17 protein-coding genes, 1 pseudogene and 1 riboswitch are annotated in these 17,239 nt (G+C 53.7%); of the genes and pseudogenes, 9 read left to right on the top strand and 9 right to left on the bottom strand.

Annotated features, from left to right (window positions below; all coding sequences use genetic code 11):
• The first annotated feature begins 2 nt into the window (after positions 1–2).
• The 8 genes from rlmH (at position 3) to lipA (ending at position 8,380) form a co-directional block, all read left to right on the top strand.
• Positions 3–473, top strand: coding sequence for a 23S rRNA (pseudouridine(1915)-N(3))-methyltransferase RlmH (gene rlmH, locus ACL2XO_RS08590; RefSeq protein WP_132922838.1), 471 nt, complete (start codon positions 3–5; stop codon positions 471–473).
• A gap of 46 nt (positions 474–519) precedes the next feature.
• Positions 520–2,424 carry a peptidoglycan DD-transpeptidase MrdA gene (gene mrdA / locus ACL2XO_RS08585; RefSeq protein ID WP_132922839.1) on the top strand — a complete coding sequence of 635 codons (1,905 nt, stop codon included), beginning with the start codon at positions 520–522 and terminating at the stop codon, positions 2,422–2,424.
• A 5-nt stretch (positions 2,425–2,429) separates the two neighbouring features.
• Complete coding sequence (gene mrdB, locus ACL2XO_RS08580; RefSeq protein WP_132922840.1) at positions 2,430–3,542, top strand: peptidoglycan glycosyltransferase MrdB; 1,113 nt, start codon at positions 2,430–2,432, stop codon at positions 3,540–3,542.
• Positions 3,543–3,551: 9 nt separating this feature from the next.
• On the top strand, positions 3,552–4,778 hold the full coding sequence (rlpA, locus tag ACL2XO_RS08575) for an endolytic peptidoglycan transglycosylase RlpA (protein ID WP_413723686.1): 1,227 nt from the start codon (positions 3,552–3,554) through the stop codon (positions 4,776–4,778).
• 205 nt (positions 4,779–4,983) lie between these two features.
• Positions 4,984–6,195: a D-alanyl-D-alanine carboxypeptidase DacA gene (gene dacA, locus ACL2XO_RS08570; protein WP_413742549.1), complete on the top strand. Its 1,212-nt coding sequence runs from the start codon at positions 4,984–4,986 to the stop codon at positions 6,193–6,195.
• Between the two features lie 145 nt (positions 6,196–6,340).
• On the top strand, positions 6,341–6,604 hold the full coding sequence (gene ybeD, locus ACL2XO_RS08565; protein ID WP_132922843.1) for a DUF493 family protein YbeD: 264 nt from the start codon (positions 6,341–6,343) through the stop codon (positions 6,602–6,604).
• A gap of 14 nt (positions 6,605–6,618) precedes the next feature.
• A complete protein-coding gene (lipB, locus tag ACL2XO_RS08560) occupies positions 6,619–7,320 on the top strand; it encodes a lipoyl(octanoyl) transferase LipB (protein ID WP_413723684.1) in 702 nt (233 codons plus the stop codon).
• Between the two features lie 94 nt (positions 7,321–7,414).
• Positions 7,415–8,380, top strand: coding sequence for a lipoyl synthase (lipA, locus tag ACL2XO_RS08555; protein ID WP_413742548.1), 966 nt, complete (start codon positions 7,415–7,417; stop codon positions 8,378–8,380).
• Positions 8,381–8,491: 111 nt separating this feature from the next.
• Here the strand turns inward: lipA and tatE are convergent, their stop codons facing one another.
• On the bottom strand, positions 8,492–8,701 hold the full coding sequence (gene tatE, locus ACL2XO_RS08550) for a twin-arginine translocase subunit TatE (protein WP_132922846.1): 210 nt from the start codon (positions 8,699–8,701) through the stop codon (positions 8,492–8,494).
• 289 nt (positions 8,702–8,990) lie between these two features.
• Positions 8,991–9,053: riboswitch (Fluoride riboswitch) on the top strand.
• Between the two features lie 73 nt (positions 9,054–9,126).
• On the opposite strand from tatE, the gene crcB reads away from it, so the two are divergent.
• On the top strand, positions 9,127–9,522 hold the full coding sequence (crcB, locus tag ACL2XO_RS08545) for a fluoride efflux transporter CrcB (RefSeq protein WP_413723682.1): 396 nt from the start codon (positions 9,127–9,129) through the stop codon (positions 9,520–9,522).
• A 66-nt stretch (positions 9,523–9,588) separates the two neighbouring features.
• On the opposite strand, the gene cspE is transcribed toward crcB, so the two are convergent.
• From cspE to ACL2XO_RS08505, 8 genes and pseudogenes are all read right to left on the bottom strand, one after another.
• The gene (cspE, locus tag ACL2XO_RS08540) at positions 9,589–9,798 is read right to left on the bottom strand and encodes a transcription antiterminator/RNA stability regulator CspE (protein ID WP_025244663.1); all 210 of its coding nucleotides are present in this window, start codon (positions 9,796–9,798) and stop codon (positions 9,589–9,591) included.
• A gap of 207 nt (positions 9,799–10,005) precedes the next feature.
• Entirely contained in the window at positions 10,006–10,770 is a 765-nt protein-coding gene (locus ACL2XO_RS08535) for a YdiY family protein (RefSeq protein WP_132922848.1), read from the bottom strand.
• Positions 10,771–11,569: 799 nt separating this feature from the next.
• Positions 11,570–12,493, bottom strand: coding sequence for a kdo(2)-lipid IV(A) palmitoleoyltransferase (lpxP, locus tag ACL2XO_RS08530; RefSeq protein WP_413742547.1), 924 nt, complete (start codon positions 12,491–12,493; stop codon positions 11,570–11,572).
• A gap of 272 nt (positions 12,494–12,765) precedes the next feature.
• Positions 12,766–13,920, bottom strand: coding sequence for an FAD-dependent urate hydroxylase HpxO (hpxO, locus tag ACL2XO_RS08525; protein ID WP_413723681.1), 1,155 nt, complete (start codon positions 13,918–13,920; stop codon positions 12,766–12,768).
• Positions 13,921–14,241: 321 nt separating this feature from the next.
• Positions 14,242–14,625, bottom strand: a pseudogene (yedD, locus tag ACL2XO_RS08520) (lipoprotein YedD); the annotation flags it as partial.
• A gap of 271 nt (positions 14,626–14,896) precedes the next feature.
• Positions 14,897–15,109 (bottom strand): cold shock domain-containing protein, encoded by a 213-nt coding sequence (locus ACL2XO_RS08515; RefSeq protein ID WP_132922852.1) that lies wholly within the window; start codon positions 15,107–15,109, stop codon positions 14,897–14,899.
• A 483-nt stretch (positions 15,110–15,592) separates the two neighbouring features.
• Positions 15,593–15,892, bottom strand: coding sequence for a hypothetical protein (locus ACL2XO_RS08510; protein ID WP_132922853.1), 300 nt, complete (start codon positions 15,890–15,892; stop codon positions 15,593–15,595).
• A 263-nt stretch (positions 15,893–16,155) separates the two neighbouring features.
• Positions 16,156–16,983, bottom strand: a complete 828-nt coding sequence (locus ACL2XO_RS08505; RefSeq protein WP_413742546.1) for an N-acetylmuramoyl-L-alanine amidase — start codon at positions 16,981–16,983, stop codon at positions 16,156–16,158.
• Positions 16,984–17,239 lie beyond the last annotated feature (256 nt).

Below are 17,239 nucleotides of genomic sequence, written 5' to 3'. Positions count from 1 at the left end.
CGGTGAGACTTCAGCTGATCGCGGTGGGCAACAGGATGCCGGATTGGGTACAAACCGGGTTTATGGATTATTTGCGCCGCTTTCCAAAAGACATGCCGTTCGAACTGACGGAAATCCCGGCCGGCAAACGGGGTAAGAACGCCGATATCGGCCGGATTTTGGAAAAAGAAGGCGAATTGATGTTGGCCGCGGTAGGTAAAGGCAATCGCATCGTGACGCTGGATATCCCCGGCACCCCGTGGGAGACGCCATTCCTGGCGCTTCAACTGGAACGCTGGAAGCAGGACGGCCGGGATGTCAGCCTGTTGATTGGCGGTCCCGAAGGGCTGGCCCCGGCCTGCAAAGCGGCGGCGGAACAGAGCTGGTCGTTATCGCCGTTAACCTTGCCTCACCCCTTAGTCCGGGTGTTAGTCGCGGAGAGCCTGTATCGTGCCTGGAGCATTACCACCAACCATCCTTATCATCGGGAATGATCCGGTGAAGATGCAACTTGAAAGCTATTGAGTATAATCTCGCGGAATGAAAATAGATCATAACCCCTTTCGCGACTATTCGGCTGAGTCGGCACTGTTCATTCGCCGCGCGCTGGTGGCATTTTTAGGTATCCTGCTATTAAGCGGGATTCTGGTGGTCAATCTTTACCATCTGCAGATTACCCGTTTTGAGGATTACCGCACCCGGTCCAACGAGAACCGGATCAAACTGGTGCCCATCGCCCCCAGCCGCGGTATCATTTACGATCGCAACGGCATTCCGCTGGCGCTGAACCGCACCATTTACCAGCTCGAGCTGATGCCTGAAAAAGTCGACGATCTGCAGGGCACCATCAAGGCCCTCAGGCCCATTGTCGATCTCACCGACGACGACATCGCCAATTTTCAAAAAGAACGTAAACGATCCCATCGTTTTACCTCGATACCGCTTAAGGTTGGACTGACCGACGTGGAGCAGGCCCGTTTCGCCGTGAATCAGTTCAATTTCCCAGGGGTGGAAGTCAAAGGCTACCAGCGCCGCTATTATCCTTATGGATCCGCCCTGACCCACGTCATCGGTTACGTTTCCAAAATCAATGACAAGGACGTGGAGCGACTGGACAAAGAAGGCATCCTGGCGAACTATGCCGCCACCAACGACATCGGTAAACTGGGTATCGAACGGTATTATGAAAGCGTCCTGCACGGCAAAACCGGTTACGAAGAGGTGGAAGTCAATAATCGCGGCCGGGTTATTCGCCAACTGCATGAACAGCCGCCGCAAGCTGGCAAGGACATTTACCTGACGCTGGATTTGCACCTGCAAATCTATATCGAGCAACTGCTGGCGGGCAGCCGGTCGGCGGTGGTGGTGGCGGATCCCCGCGACGGCGGCATCCGCGCGCTGGTGTCCAATCCCAGTTACGATCCCAACCTGTTCGTGGACGGCATCTCCGGCAAAGAGTACCGGAGTTTGCTGGAGGATGAAAACCGGCCGTTAATCAATCGCGCCACTCAGGGGGTCTATCCTCCCGCCTCGACGGTGAAGCCCTATATATCGGTGTCTGCCATGACCCTGGGCGTCATCAACAAAAACTTTACGCTGTTCGATCCCGGCTGGTGGCAGTTGCCCGGATCGGATAAGCGCTATCGCGACTGGAAAAAATGGGGACACGGCAAGCTTAACGTCACTAAAGCCCTGGAGGAATCGGCGGATACCTTTTTCTATCAGGTGGCTTATGATTTGGGTATCGACCGGCTTTCGGAATGGATGTCGAAATTCGGCTACGGCTCGTTAACCGGCATCGATCTTTCGGAAGAGCGCGCCGGGGTCATGCCGACCCGTGAATGGAAACTGCAGCGCTTTAAAAAACCCTGGTATCTTGGCGATACCATCCCGGTGGGCATCGGGCAGGGTTATTGGACCGCAACGCCGATTCAGATGTCCAAGGCGCTGATGTCCCTTATCAATGATGGCGCGGTGCGGGTCCCCCATCTGCTGTACAGTACCCGAGAGAACGGTAAGCTGGTTCCTTACCAGCAGCAGGAACATGTCCAAATCGGCGATCCTCATTCCGGTTATTGGGAAATTGCCAAAGACGGTATGTTCGGGGTGGCCAACCGGCCGAACGGCACCGCCCGCAAGAATTTTTCCGATGCGCCTTATAAGGTGGCGGCCAAATCAGGCACCGCCCAGGTTTACGGCCTGAAGGCCAATGAGGTCTATAATGCGCATAAAATTGCCGAGCGCCTGCGCGACCATAAATTGATGACGGCATTCGCGCCTTATGACAAGCCCGAGGTGGCGGTGGTGGTGGTGCTGGAAAACGGCGGGGTCGGTCCGGCGGTGGGGACTATCACCCGCCAGATCCTTGATCATATCATGTTGGGCGACAACACGATTAACTTACCGGCCGAGCAGCCCGCTCCGCCCGGTACCGAAGGTGATTGAACGACATGACGGATAATCAGCAAAACGGGACGTTCTGGGCCAAGCTCCATATCGATTTGCCGTTTCTTCTCCTTATCATGCTGCTGCTGGGCTACAGCGCCATCGTTATATGGAGCGCCAGCGGCCAGGATGTGGGCATGATGGAACGCAAGATCGGCCAGATCGTGATGGGCCTGCTGATCATGCTGGGGCTGGCGCAGGTGCCGCCCCGTGTTTATGAGGCATGGGCCCCCTATTTATATGTTATCAGCCTGGTGCTGCTGATGCTGGTGGACGCTTTCGGCCAGGTCAGTAAAGGGGCCCAGCGCTGGCTGGATTTAGGCTTCGTGCGGTTTCAGCCTTCGGAAATCGCTAAAATCGCCGTGCCGCTGATGGTGGCGCGTTTTATCAATCGCGACAGCTGCCCTCCCTCGCTGAAAAATACCGCCATCGCCCTGGTACTGATTTTTGTACCGACCCTGCTGGTGGCGGCACAGCCCGATCTGGGCACCGCCATATTGATTGCCGCCTCGGGGCTGTTTGTCCTGTTCCTGTCCGGGATGAGCTGGAAGCTTATTATCCTGGCGGCGCTACTGGTGGCGGCCTTTATTCCCATACTGTGGTTCTTTTTGATGCATGATTACCAGCGGGAGCGGGTAATGATGCTGTTGGATCCGGAAACCGATCCACTAGGGGCGGGCTACCATATCATCCAATCCAAAATCGCCATCGGTTCAGGCGGCTTAAGCGGCAAAGGCTGGCTGCAGGGCACCCAATCCCAATTGGAGTTTCTGCCGGAACGCCATACCGATTTCATTTTCGCGGTACTGGGAGAAGAACTCGGACTGATTGGCGCTCTGGTGTTATTAGGTCTATATCTATGCGTAATCATGCGCGGACTGGTGATTGCCGCCAAAGCGCAAACCACCTTTGGCCGCGTAATGGCGGGGGGGCTGATGCTGATTCTGTTCGTTTATGTCTTCGTGAATATCGGCATGGTAAGTGGTATCTTACCGGTGGTCGGCGTGCCGCTGCCCCTGGTAAGCTACGGCGGCTCGGCCCTGATTGTGCTTATGGCGGGGTTTGGTATCGTCATGTCGATACATACTCATCGGAAGATGCTGTCTAAAAATTTATAGAGGTGAGCAATGCGGAAGGAATGGCACTGGATCGGCGTGATTGGGCTATTGCTCACGGCATGTACCACGACCACTGAAACACCGCAGCAATCCTCCGCACCGGCCTATAACGGCCCGGTAGTGGAAATCAGCGGCGTGGAGCCGCGCTATGAACCCTATAACCCCAATACCGGCCAAGACTACGAGATGGGCGGCAAGACCTACCGTATCGTCAAAAATCCGCAGAATTTCAGTGAAACCGGGCTGGCCTCCTCTTATGGCGCCGAGCACAACGGCACCACCACCGCCACCGGCGAACCCTTCGATGCGCAGGCCCTGGCCGCCGCGCACCCGACCCTGCCCCTGCCAAGCTATGTGAGGGTGACCAATCTGAGCAACGGCCGCCAGCTGGTGGTGCGGGTCAACGATCGCGGGCCCTATACGCCCGGACGAATTATCGACCTGACGGAGGCCGCCGCCGAACGGCTCAATATCTCCAATCAAACCACGGTCAAGGTGGATTTCATCCAGGTCGCCCCGGACGGCACGTTGTCCGGGCCGGGCACCATCGGCACCGTGGTGGCCAAACAGAACTATGCGCTGCCGCCCCGCCCGAACCTGGATGCCCCGTCGCCGGGCGCGATGCAGTCGTCCGCCCCCGTGGATGATACGCGCGTCGCCTCGGGAACGGCGCCTGCGCCGGCTATCCGCCCGGTGGCGGATCCGGTGCCTGCCGAGCCCGATATGGCCCCCGCGCCGTCCGCTTCCGGCTCCGGCAGCGGTTTTCTGGGCAGGCCCACCCCGCTGCCGGCCGGCGTAGTGGAGTCTGATGAACCAGCCCCCGCCGCACCGCAGCCGGCCGCGACTTACCAGCCGTCCCATACGTCCGCCGCGCCGGCCGCAACCTATACGCCGTCCCATGCTCCCGCCGCCCCGGCCGCGACCTATACGCCGTCCCATGCTTCCGCCGCCCCGGCCGCGACCTATACGAAGACCCATGTCTCCGCCGCGGCGACTGCCCCGGCATCCGGCCGCTACGTGGTACAGGTGGGCGCGCTGGGGGATAAACAGCGCGCGCTGGCCTGGCAAAAGACCCTCGGCGAGCGTTTTGGCGTTCCGGGCAAAGTGACCGCCAACGGCAACCTGTATCGGGTCCAGCTCGGCCCGTTCAGCAGCCGCCAGCAGGCCGCCGCGCTGCAGCAGCGGTTAACCAGCGAAGCGCAGCAGCAGTCGTTTATAACCGCCGCGCCGGAATAAATGCGGCGCCGTTTCCCGGCCGGAGCCCAACCCGGCGCTGGATCCGGCCGGGCCGCGGCGGCGGGGGTTTTAATGCCCGGAACCCTGAAACATTCTTAAAAGGTTCTCCTTTACCAGAGAATCGATTGTCTGGTGCCGCTCTTTTATACATCTGCTATAGTGTGGCACGATTTTAACTTACTCCCATGGATGCTGTTGTCCTGACATGAATAAAGAAATGACCCACCTTTTATTCAAGCGCTTAGCGTTAAGTACCGTCATTGCGTTGATCCCCCTGGCCCACGGCCAGGCGGATGATGTGAATCTCAAAACCATGATTCCCGGCGTACCGCAAATTGATGCTGAATCCTATATCCTGATTGACTACAACTCCGGCAAGGTATTGGCTGAGCAGAATGCCGACAGCCGACGCGATCCGGCCAGTCTGACCAAAATGATGACCAGTTATGTCATCGGCCAGGCGATCAAGGCGGGCAAAATCTCCCCCAACGACGTCGTCACCGTGAATAAGGATGCTTGGGCGACCGGTAACCCGGTATTTAAAGGTTCGTCATTGATGTTCCTCAAACCGGGGGATCGCGTCCCCGTGGCTCTGTTAAACCGGGGGATCATCCTTCAGTCGGGCAATGACGCCTGCGTTGCCATGGCGGATTTTGTCGCCGGCAGCCAGGATGCCTTTGTCAGCCTGATGAATAATTACGTCACCGCCCTGGGCCTGCCCAATACGCATTTTGAGACGGTGCACGGCCTCGACGCGCCGGGCCAGTTCAGCTCCGCCCGGGATATGGCGATGATCGGCAAAGCGCTTATCCGCGACGTGCCGGATGAGTATGCCACCTATAAAGAACGGGAATTTACCTTCAACAATATCCGTCAATTGAACCGTAACGGTTTATTGTGGGATACCAATTTGAACGTGGACGGTATCAAAACCGGCCATACGGATTCCGCCGGTTTTAACCTGGTGGCTTCAGCCACCGACGGCCCGACGCGGCTGATTTCCGCGGTGATGGGCGGCCATTCCCCGAAGGGACGCGAAAACGAAACCCGCAAATTGCTGACCTGGGGGTTCCGTTTCTTCGAAACCGTGGCGCCGTTGAAAGCCGGTAAAGAATTTGCCTCCGAGCCGGTCTGGTTCGGCGATACCGATATGGTCAAGCTGGGCGTGGATAAAGATGCCTATCTCACCATTCCCCGCGGCCGCATGAAAGATCTTAAAGCCAGCTATACCCTGGACAAGACCGAGCTGCACGCGCCGCTGGCCCTGAATCAGCTGGTGGGCACCATCAATTTCCAGCTCGACGGGAAGACTATCGATCAGCATCCCCTGGTGGTGCTGAATGAAGTGAAAGAAGGCAATATCTTCAGCCGGATGGTGGATTATATCAAACTGATGTTCCATCACTGGTTCGCGTAACGGAAGCATTCCTTGTCAGGCTTAAAGCCTCCGCCGTATAATAGATCCAATTGTTAACACACCCGCTATCGCGGGTGTGTCATTTTTGTATTCCTGCATACCGCCTCTGGGTTTTGCCGGGATATATACGCTATCCGGAGCGCTAATGAAAACCAAACTGAATGAACTGCTCGAATTCCCCTGCCCGTTCACCTATAAAGTCATGGGCGTCGCGCGTCCCGAGCTGGTTGACGATGTGGTGGAAGTGGTGCAGCGCCATGCGCCCGGCGATTATATCCCTGAGGTCAAACCGAGCAGCAAGGGCAATTATCACGCGGTTTCCATTACTATCACCGCTACGCATATCGAGCAGGTGGAGGCGTTGTATGAGGAATTGGGCAAGATCGAGATGGTCCGCATGGTTTTGTAAACGGGGAGCTGCCTGTGTCATCGGATAACATCATTATTCGCCAGTTGGATCTGCAGCCCTATGACGTGGTGTCGCAGGCGATGCATGGCTTCACCAATCGCCGCGGCTCTGACACGCCGGATGAAATCTGGCTGGTGCAGCATCCCCAGGTCTTCACCCAGGGACAGGCCGGCAAGGCCGAACATATTCTGCAGCCGGGAGCCATTCCTGTCATACAAAGCGATCGCGGCGGCCAGGTCACCTTTCACGGCCCCGGACAGCAGGTTATGTACGTATTGCTCGATCTGAAACGCCGTAAACTCGGGGTCAGGCAACTGGTCACTCTACTGGAAGACACGGTAGTGGCGACGCTGGCCCGCTTTGATATCAGCGCCCGCGCCCGTGCTGATGCGCCGGGGGTCTACGTGGGGGATGCCAAAATCTGTTCCCTGGGGCTGCGCATCCGCAAAGGCTGCTCTTTCCACGGCCTGGCGTTGAATATCGCCATGGATCTCTCGCCGTTCCTGCGCATCAACCCCTGCGGCTATGCCGGATTGCGCATGACCCAGGTAAGCGACTATGTCCCCGGAGTGCAAACGGCCGACGTCGCGCCGGTGCTGATTGAATCTTTTCTCGCCTTGTTAAAGGATCCCGCCGCCGAGATCCTGCCATGGCGTAGGGAAGATTACCCAACAGAGCCTGAAGTGCATGCACCGCCGGCGTCAAACATGTTATAATTTTTGACGTTTTATCAAATAAAGTTGAACAACCACGTAACAGTCCGGATGAAAAGGTTCATTTCGGTACTTTGGGGACGGGATCCGCTACATTATGACTAAACCGATACAGATGGAACGCGGCGTTAAATACCGTGACGCCGACAAAATGGCCTTGATTCCGGTTAAAACCGTGGCGGTTGAGCGGCAAGAACTATTGCGCAAACCGGAATGGATGAAGATCAAACTGCCGTCGGATTCCACGCGTATCCAGGGAATAAAGGCCGCGATGCGCAAAAACGGTCTTCACTCAGTCTGCGAAGAAGCTTCCTGTCCTAACCTGGCGGAGTGTTTTAATCACGGCACCGCCACCTTTATGATCCTCGGCGCCATCTGCACCCGCCGGTGCCCCTTCTGCGATGTGGCCCATGGCCGGCCCACGGCGCCGGACGCCGGCGAGCCGGAAAAACTGGCCCAAACCATCGCGGAGATGGGTCTGCGTTACGTGGTGGTGACCTCGGTGGATCGCGACGATTTACGCGATGGCGGCGCCAGGCATTTTGCCGATTGCATCAGCGCCATCCGGGCCAAAAACCCCACCATCAAAATCGAAACGCTGGTGCCGGATTTTCGCGGCCGCATGGATCGCGCGTTGGAAATTATCAACTCCTCGCCGCCGGACGTCTTCAACCATAATCTGGAAAACGTGCCGCGGCTTTATCGCCAGGTGCGCCCCGGCGCCGACTACTCCTGGTCCCTGAAGCTGCTGGAGCGCTTTAAAGAAGCGAATCCGGAACTGCCGACCAAATCCGGACTAATGGTAGGACTCGGCGAAACCAACGAAGAAATCATTGAAGTCATGCGCGACCTGCGCCGTCATGGCGTGACCATGCTGACGCTCGGCCAATATCTGCAACCCAGCCGGCATCACCTGGCGGTGAAGCGTTATGTCAGCCCGCAGGAGTTCGACGACATGAAGGGGGAAGCATTGGCGATGGGCTTTACCCATGCGGCGTGCGGTCCTTTTGTTCGTTCGTCTTATCACGCGGATTTGCAGGCCAAGGGAATCGAGGTGAAGTAACCGTCGTCCTGTGTATAAAGGACAACAGCGGTTATTTCATTAGGCGGTGTAGCATACAGCAGGCACGCCGAAAAGGATGGGCGAAGCGACCATCCTTTTTACCAGCTCGCCTTAGTCTTTATGGTGTTCTGTTACCTGAGGAGCCACCGGTTCTTCAGTTTGCGTTTTCTGCGCGGTCGGCTCATCGCTGTTCATGGCCTTTTTGAACCCTTTGATAGCCGCCCCCAGATCGCCGCCGAGGCTGCGCAATTTATTGGTACCGAACAGCAGCACAATCAAGGCGCCGATAACTAATAATTTGGTAATGCTTAAACCTTCCATAATCACCTTCTTGATTAACGCTTGCTCATAAAACCAGCGAACTTACAGTCTAACGCTTTTTACCGTTATTATCGCCCTATTACAAGAGATATCTGTAACAGATTTACATACGTAACGGTAAATACGCCCGGATCGGTATGATACCGACCCACCACTGTTACCTACCGTACCAGCAATTGCGGGGCGGCGAAACAACGATTTTCCAATACCGGCGGCATTCGCCAGCCTAACTCCTTGGGCGCCCCTCAGTAAGCACCCCCTCCTATGCTATAGACAATTTTTATGTATAATGATTGCAGGAGATGGCATTCCTCCTTTAACCGCCGTTTCGGCTGATGATGTCTACGTTAACCTGCTGGCAAGGGGGGACGTAGCATCATGTTCGCCTTTGTGAGCTTTCATTCCCCCAATCATGAAAGGTCTATATGTTTACCCTTCTTTCGGCCGTCTTTATTGGCGGAGGTCTCGGCAGCGTACTGCGCTGGTATGTGAGTTTGAAATTAAGCGGTTCGTCGATTCATATCCCGGCCGGTACCCTGGCGGTCAATCTGGTAGGTGCATTTGTTATCGGCCTGTGCCTGGCTCTCTTCGTGCGCATGACGCATATCGAGCCGGCCTGGAAGCTCTTTATCACCACCGGCCTGTGCGGCGGTTTAACTACCTTTTCCACGTTCTCGGCGGAAGTGGTGACGTTAATGCTTAACGGGCAATTGATGTGGGCGGGATTGAATATTCTGCTGAATCTGGCGGGCTCGTTGCTCATGACTTCCGTGGCGATAGGATTGGTGCATATCCTCGGGCCGTCTGTGCCCTTAGAGTGAAAACTTTTCCCTCCTTAGAAACAACAAAACCCGCACAAGGCGGGTTTTTCAGGAAACCGGCTATATTTAAATAGCTGTTACGTCAGCGGCCGAAGGGCCTTTGGCGCCGTTAGTGATTTCAAACTCAACGCGTTGGCCTTCTGCCAGCGTTTTGAAACCGTTACTCTGGATAGCGGAGAAATGCACGAATACATCTTTGCTGCCGTCTTCAGGAGTAATGAAACCGAATCCTTTAGATTCGTTGAACCACTTAACGTTACCTTTAATCTTAGACATCAAACTTACCTTTAATAAAATGATAGACACTAACTCTGTGTCGTGTGTAGTACAGCAATTGGTAAGTCCTTTGTCCAGCTTAAGATCATCAAAACGTGATAAAAATACTTAAAATAAGATTTTCACCTGCAAGACATCCCCCCGCTGACTTTATATTCTTTCAAGCCGTGGATTCAGCCGTTCATCACGACTGAATCGAAGGGAAAATTACAGCCCGTAGACCAAGGCAATGGCGGTCTTGGTATCGGTATGTTTTGGTGCGCCATCAGGCGGAGCGCTGTTATAGGTCACGTCGTAGGTCACTTTCAGCGAGAAGCTTTTATTGATGGCCACGCTAAGACCGGTTTCGGAGTTCGCGGTAAGATCCGCGTTACCTAAAAGAGATACGCCCTGGATAAACTGGGTGGTATCGGTTAACTGATAGGTAAAGGACATTGCGCCATAGGCCAGCGCCTTGGTTTGTCTGCCGCCGCCTTCAAATTCGTCGTGCCGTACGCCCGGGCCGGCTTCCACCCGCAAATGCGAGATAGGACCGTTGAGCAATTGACGGCCATAGCCGGCGGTAGCGGTGGAGCGCGAGCGATAGCCGTTATAACGATCGCTTAGCCAGTTAGCCTGTCCGAACAGGAAGTTATCGGTATCCAGATTATGGCGGGCACGGGCACCGGCCTGATATTTTTCATCCGAACGTACATTATTGGAGGAGTCGTTAGCCGCTTCGCCCCAAATACTATAGGCGTTGGTGGGTTGAAACCACGTCATGGTGCTGCTGGCCGCCAGATTCGAGCTCGTGGTGTTGCCGGATTGCTTGTTGTAGCTTCCCAGGACATTACCATCAAAACTTTTTTTCGCGGTTGAAGGATCATCCAGCGCGGTGAAAATATCGGTATCAGCAAAAGTCGAAAAACTAGCCAGGGACATTCCCAGGATAGCTAACAGCGATACTGCCCGAGAGCGGCCATTGCGTAACATAATTTACCTATTAATAATTGGGGGGTATGAAACCAGCACATGTAAAGAAAGGTTGATAGTGTAGCGAATCAGAACAAAAGGTGTACCAGTAATTTTTTGTAATATTAGTAACAAATTTTAAACTTTACAGCTTTTGTTTAAATCCTGATAATGAAAGCACCCATGGAAATTAAAAAAAAAGCTTATTATTCAGCAGCTTTTTATATAAAACAACCAGCACGGGCCTTTACTTACGTTTGCACTATGTTTACATTAGCCGGGCCTGAGAGTTTCGGATTAATCTGAAATATAGTTTGTGTTCAGAATTGCTGGTTACTATACGCCAGATTTGCGCGAGCGCTCGCAAAAAATCAATTAACCGCGTATTTAAGCCTATCATCGGGTTAAAGTTTCAGGAACGTTAATGAAGTAGTTCAAATGTGAATAACGGCAAGCCCCCCAGGTTTATCTAAAAATTAACCAGTAAAAAATGCCGCCGCCTACCGCCCAGAACAGTGCGCTGAAGAGGAACACCATGACCCAGGATTTGTTATGTGTTATGTCCATCTTGGGATATTCTCTGACAATTGGTTTTGTATTCATGCTGCCAGTATAGAAATTACCCTCCACAAGTGATTGTTGGAAAAAGCGCCAAAATACGGTCTATATCGGCGAATTGAGACAATAACGGGTCAATAGCCGGGCGGCGGCGGCAAAAAATGGCTAAAACCAAAAAATTCGACTTGCTCCCCTTGAGAAAAAGCAAGCGTCCGTCCCCCTGGGTTCAGGGGAGCGGTATGCGCAAGTCAGTCAGAGAGGGTCACAGGTAAAGAGAAAGTTCACCCGTGGGGCGGGTTTTAAAACGCCGGTGCATCCATAAATATTGATCCGGCGCCCGCATGATTTCCTGCTCGACGATTTTATTCATGTAGCAGGTGGCGGCCATTTCGTCATCCAGCGGATAATCGTCCAGCTGAGGCTGAATCAATAGCCGGTATCCTTTGCCATTCCTTTTGCGCAGTAATACCACCGGCACCAGCTTTGGTTTAGCCAGCCGGGCCAACGTGAAGGTGCCGCGGGTAGTGGCCGCGTGGCTTACGGCGAAAAACGGGGCGAAAATACTGCCGCGGGGGCCGTAATCCTGATCGGGAGCGAACCACACGGTCTCGCCCTGTTTCATTGCCTGTACCATGCCGCGCAGGTCCTTGCGATCCAGCATTGCCTTGTTGGACCGCATCCGGCCCCAGGTTTGCACCAGCTCCATCACCTTATTATTGTGGGGCCGGTACATAGCCATCATCGGCTGACACAATCCCATCGCCCGCCCGCCAAGCTCCAGCGACATGAAATGAAAGCCAATCACCATCACTCCCTGATTGTGTTCATTGGCCCGCTGCAGATTGTGCAACCCATAGACATCAAACCAGCGCCGCACTCTGGCATCGGACCAGAACCAGGCCATTCCGGTCTCAATCAGCCCCATGCCCGCCGAACGGAAGTTATTGATCACCATCCGCTCCAGTTTGGCCCGATCCATGACGGGAAAGCAGAGTTCAAGGTTCCTGCGGGTTATTGCCGCCCGGCGTTTCAAAAAATGCATAGACATCCGGCCCAGCCAGCCGCCCAACTTATATAATGTCGGGTAAGGCAGCTGAACTAATAAAAAAAGCACGCCCAAACCGAACCATATAAGCCAATAGCGCGGATGCAGTAAGGAAAACGTAAATTTCTGGGGGTGTATCATTTTAGTTAAGCTTCATAATTTTATTGCGTGCCTTTTAAAAACCACCCTGGATTATTTGCTTACATAAAAGGCATTTTTTATCCTTGAAGATAAAAACTGACAATAACAGAAGCGAGCAGGACATTTTCTAACGAAGAAAAATTTGTTCGGAGTGATGCTAGATTACCATAATCCGCCTCGGGATTATCTTGAAAAATATTTATTAAACATACGCCGGCGCAGGATTGCCGCACAGCCTAACCGTCCGTACCGGCGTATAGCAGCGTTTGCCGCTATAGCGGGCCGCCCTCGATGGTATCGGCCAGGCCGTCGATAATATGCTCTCCCGTTTCCCTTGCCAGGCTGCGGTACCAGTCTTCGGTGGCCGCCGGATCCTTGCCGTGCGTCACATCGCAGCGTTTGCGCGCTTTAAGCACCAGCGACCCGACGCGCTGCCGCCGGCTCTCCTGATAGCGACACAACGTATCCTCAATGCCCAGGGAATGGGTACGCAAAAGGTTGGCCAGTACTATCGCATCCTCCATGGCGGCGCAGCCCCCCTGCCCGATATCCGGGGTGCTGCTGTGACCGGCGTCCCCCAGCAGGGCGACGCGTCCGCGCACTAATTGCTCCAGGGGATCGATATCATGTATTTCCACCCGATTGACGCCGGCGGGTTCAAGCCTGTCGATAAGCCGCTGCACCGGAGCGCACCAGCCGGCAAAATAACCGCGCAAATCTTCTTTCGCGGTATCGGACCGCTGTCTTAACCCTTGTGGAAGAGGAACATCGAAGAAGAAGTAAAAGCGCCCGCCTGCCACCGGCATCAACGAAACCCGTTTACCCTGCCCTACAAAAGTGGTCCATTGATCCGCCGGCGCGAGGCCGTTCTCGGCGGCAATCAGGCCATTCCAATTAACATACCCGGCAAAACGGCGTTCAACGGTATGACCGAGCACATATCCCCTGACGACAGAGTGCGCCCCGTCGGCGCCAATCAGCAGATCGCCGCTGGCCGAGCTGCCGTCCTCAAACCAGGCGGTAACCTGCCGGCCGTCATCTTCCAGCTCCACCAAACGTTTGCCAAGGTATATCCGCTCCCGGCCGAAGGCGTCCAATAACAGTGACTGGAGCTCCGCCCGGGCCACCGGATAAGGATATTCCCCTACCCGCTCCACCAGAGGCCGCAAGCTGAATTGGGTCAAAGTCTCTCCGGTGCGGTAATCCCGGTAGGCCATGGCGGCCATATTCCCGCCGAGCGTCTTAATCTGTTGCTGAAGTCCAATGAAATTCAGGCACTTAACACCATTAGGCCAGATGGAAATGGCGGCGCCCACCGGTTTTATTTCTCTCACCGACTCGTAGATTTCCACCCGGCAGCCCATATTTTGCAGCGCTATGCCGGCGGTGGCGCCCCCCATTCCCGCACCAATAATGATTGCTTTCATCGCTTAGACCTCCACGGGACGTTGTACCGGGAAGAAGCAATTACGGTGCCATGTTCATAGTACATTGAAAATAATCAATTTATTACATGATAAATTCAATATGCCGTACCCGGAACATAACGTTGCACCGTAGACGGGCAGTGAAATCTTTGTTTCGCACCGTATTGCAAACGGTGCAGCCCGCCATCGTTAGATCATGCCCGCGCTATGTCAGCCTTTGGTATTTCTCATTTGAGCGCCGCCGGATTTCTTATGTGACGTCTGGACATGGCGCACCGGGGCGGTTGGTGCGATTATCTGATAATCGCCATTGACGCTGGTGAGAAAGGCAGCGCATTCCGCGGTAGGGGCCTTAACCCGGCGCAGGGTCATATGGTCATATTTCATTTCACCGTTTTCCAGGACAATCTTATAGTTTTCGCTCTTGAAGGTAACGTTGTAATACTGCTCACCGGTCCAGTCCAGCTTGCCTCTTTTGGCAATGGTGCGTTGCCAGTGACGGCAATCCAGCGTATCGCCGGATCGGGTGATGATTAAACTTGCTACGGCCTCCGGACTGACTAGCCAGCTTTGCGGCCCGGTAGTGGTCCATACGCCGGCCAGCTCCTGGGGCGCGGGCGCTTTAATCACCTCGGCATAATCGGCGGTTCCCGCGCATCCGGTCAAAGCAGCCGCCAGCAGACCGGTGACAAAAATTTTCTTCATACCAGTGTCCTTGTTCAGTCGAAGCGGGATTTTAGCATTAAATGAAGGGGTTTGTTAAAAACGACAAGGGTCTTATGGCGCAATTTTGCGTTTTCTCCCAGTAGACTTTAAGATTTGTCAGCAATACGGCGAGGGATTTCGATAAAAAAAGATAATAAAAAACCCCGGAATTACCAGGGTTTAGAATGTTTCGGCTTAAGTAAGGTACCTGACTGCTCCGGCTTGCGCCATCATCGCTATCGCAGGTAGCCTAAGTCACCGGGGCTGTATATTACAGCGCAACAACGTTAGTTGCTGACGGGCCTTTCTGGCCTTGTTCGATATTGAATTCGACCTGTTGGCCTTCATCAAGGGTTTTGAAATCATTGCTTTGGATTGCAGAGAAATGTACGAATACATCTTTGCTGCCGTCAGCAGGGGTGATAAAGCCAAAACCTTTGCCTGCGTCAAACCATTTTACTGAACCGGTCATTTTGTTAGCCATTTTTGTTTCCTTTTTAGAGCCGCCATAAGGCGATTGTGGTCTGCTTATCGAGATTTACTTATGGGAGCACTAAAGAAGGAAATTCCTCGGAGAAGCGATAATTTGCAATACCGTTTAAATCGGAACAACTTTACTAAAATGACATTCATAAATAGGTCTGCTCTACAAACCGATAACGCTATTTACACATAGGGAGATCGTGATAGCAAGTTTTTTTCATTTTTATTTTTCATCCTTTTAACTTTCCAAAACAATTCCGTTGGGCTATGCATTGAGCAGGATACCGCACTATGCAAATCGAAGCAAAGCCGCACAACTCCTTGATAAATAGAGCCGATTAACGATGAAAGACGACCTCTTTCGATTTGCAAATCATCATGTCTATGGGGTACGGGCCGAGAATGGCTATTGAGTATCCGGAGGTATGATGGCCTTCAAAACGTCATGCCGGATGCGCAAGCCGTCATGGAAAAAGTGACATTCTTAAACGGAGACAATCTGGTCGGCAACAATGGAATAACCTCCGTTCCACTCCATGCGCCCGGTGACGGTCAGCCGTTCGCCCCGAAGATGCGCCATCAATTCGAGCGCCATGATATCGAAGCCCACCACGGTCAACGGGTAAGAGCTGCGCTTATCGCTTTCCGCCAGGATAGTTGCTTTCACCATGGGCCGCCCGGTATTGCCTTTGATACGGCTGGGAGATTTGGTGATGACGCCTGATAAAGTGGTGGTTATGGGGCTATGGTGATTTTCGGCTTGTTGCTGATTACTTGAATTCATGACAGGACACCTCCGCATTTTCATAAATTTGTCAGAAAGATTGTGTATTTTACCTGATTGCATCCCGCTTGTGTGAGCAATTGTGCAAGTAATGCCCAAAATTTAACCGAAAATATGCCCGTCCCGGCAGATTCTCGGTTATAGGCGCTTTGAATAATAGCCAAGCGCTCCTGCTTATTATACCCCCGCAAGGGATAGAAGTCCGCTGGTTCCGGTAGGCGGCGCAAACAAACCCTGCCCGCATCCCCAGCCAAAGGGCTCGCTCAGCTGCGGTATTTTTCAACCAGCGCCATGGCAATCGCTTCGGTTTGCGCGTCCGGCGTACCGGAAATATCCTCTGGTCTGAAATGCATCTGGAAGGCACTGATGGCGCGCCGGGTCTTGTCATCCGCCAGCCCGTTCTCAGGGATAGAGTAGCCATAGCGGGCCAGCGCTTGCTGGATTTTAGCCACCGGGGCCGGCTCATCATGCGCCCTCCCCGCCAGATATCTCTCCACGCTCTCGCGATCGGGCCAGGCGCCGATGCCCCGGAGTGCCAGTTGTCGCCAGGGAAAGCAGGGACCGGGATCGTTTTTTCTCAGGGGAGCGATATCGCTATGGGCCACCACATTTGCCGGGCTTATTCCATAGCGGTGTATGATATCCCGCGCCAAAAGCGCCACCAGCTCAATTTGCTCTTCATTGAACGGATACCAGGTTTTCCCCCCCGCTTCCTCGCGAAAGCCCAGATTGACAATTTCAATACCGACGGAGGTGTCGTTAATATTGTTGCGCCCTTGCCAATGGCTCTCCCCCGCATGCCAGGCGCGTTTCTCTTCGGCGACCAGTTGCCTTGCCACCGGTTTGCCCCGGTTGATTTCCGGCGAAGAGTGCACCAGATAATGTGCGCTCACCTGACCCTGGGTCAATAAACGCAACGATTCCTGGTCGTCCGCGGCAGTGTAATGCATGACCAGAAAACGGATCCTCTCGTCCTGGCTGTTGGAGGAAACGGCGCTATCCGCCAGGTAGGCGCCCCGGTCAATCTGCCCTGGTTTCCCACAGCATCCTGCTAAAATTATTATCCAGAAATAAACAAATAATCTGCGCATTCGCACCCCTCATGAAAAAAACAGGATAAATTTTTCAACTTAAACGGGCCGGAAACGAGGAGAGGCAAAAACGGCTATTGGAATATTTCGTTTTTAACGGTAACCATATGTTGTATATTTATTAATATTTTGTTTCAAATGAAACAATTAAATGACATCCCTAATAAGTAATGAGAGAACAAATTAAATCGGGTGTTTTATTGCCTGCCGCCGCTTATTCAACTCGAAATTTTACTTAACTCACCCGATGATTGCC

Source organism: Sodalis sp. RH15 (assembly GCF_047324255.1).
Lineage (GTDB): Bacteria > Pseudomonadota > Gammaproteobacteria > Enterobacterales > Enterobacteriaceae > Acerihabitans > Acerihabitans ligni.
The sequence above is the reverse complement of the archived record's forward strand: the minus strand, read 5'-3'. Positions and strand labels throughout refer to the sequence as shown.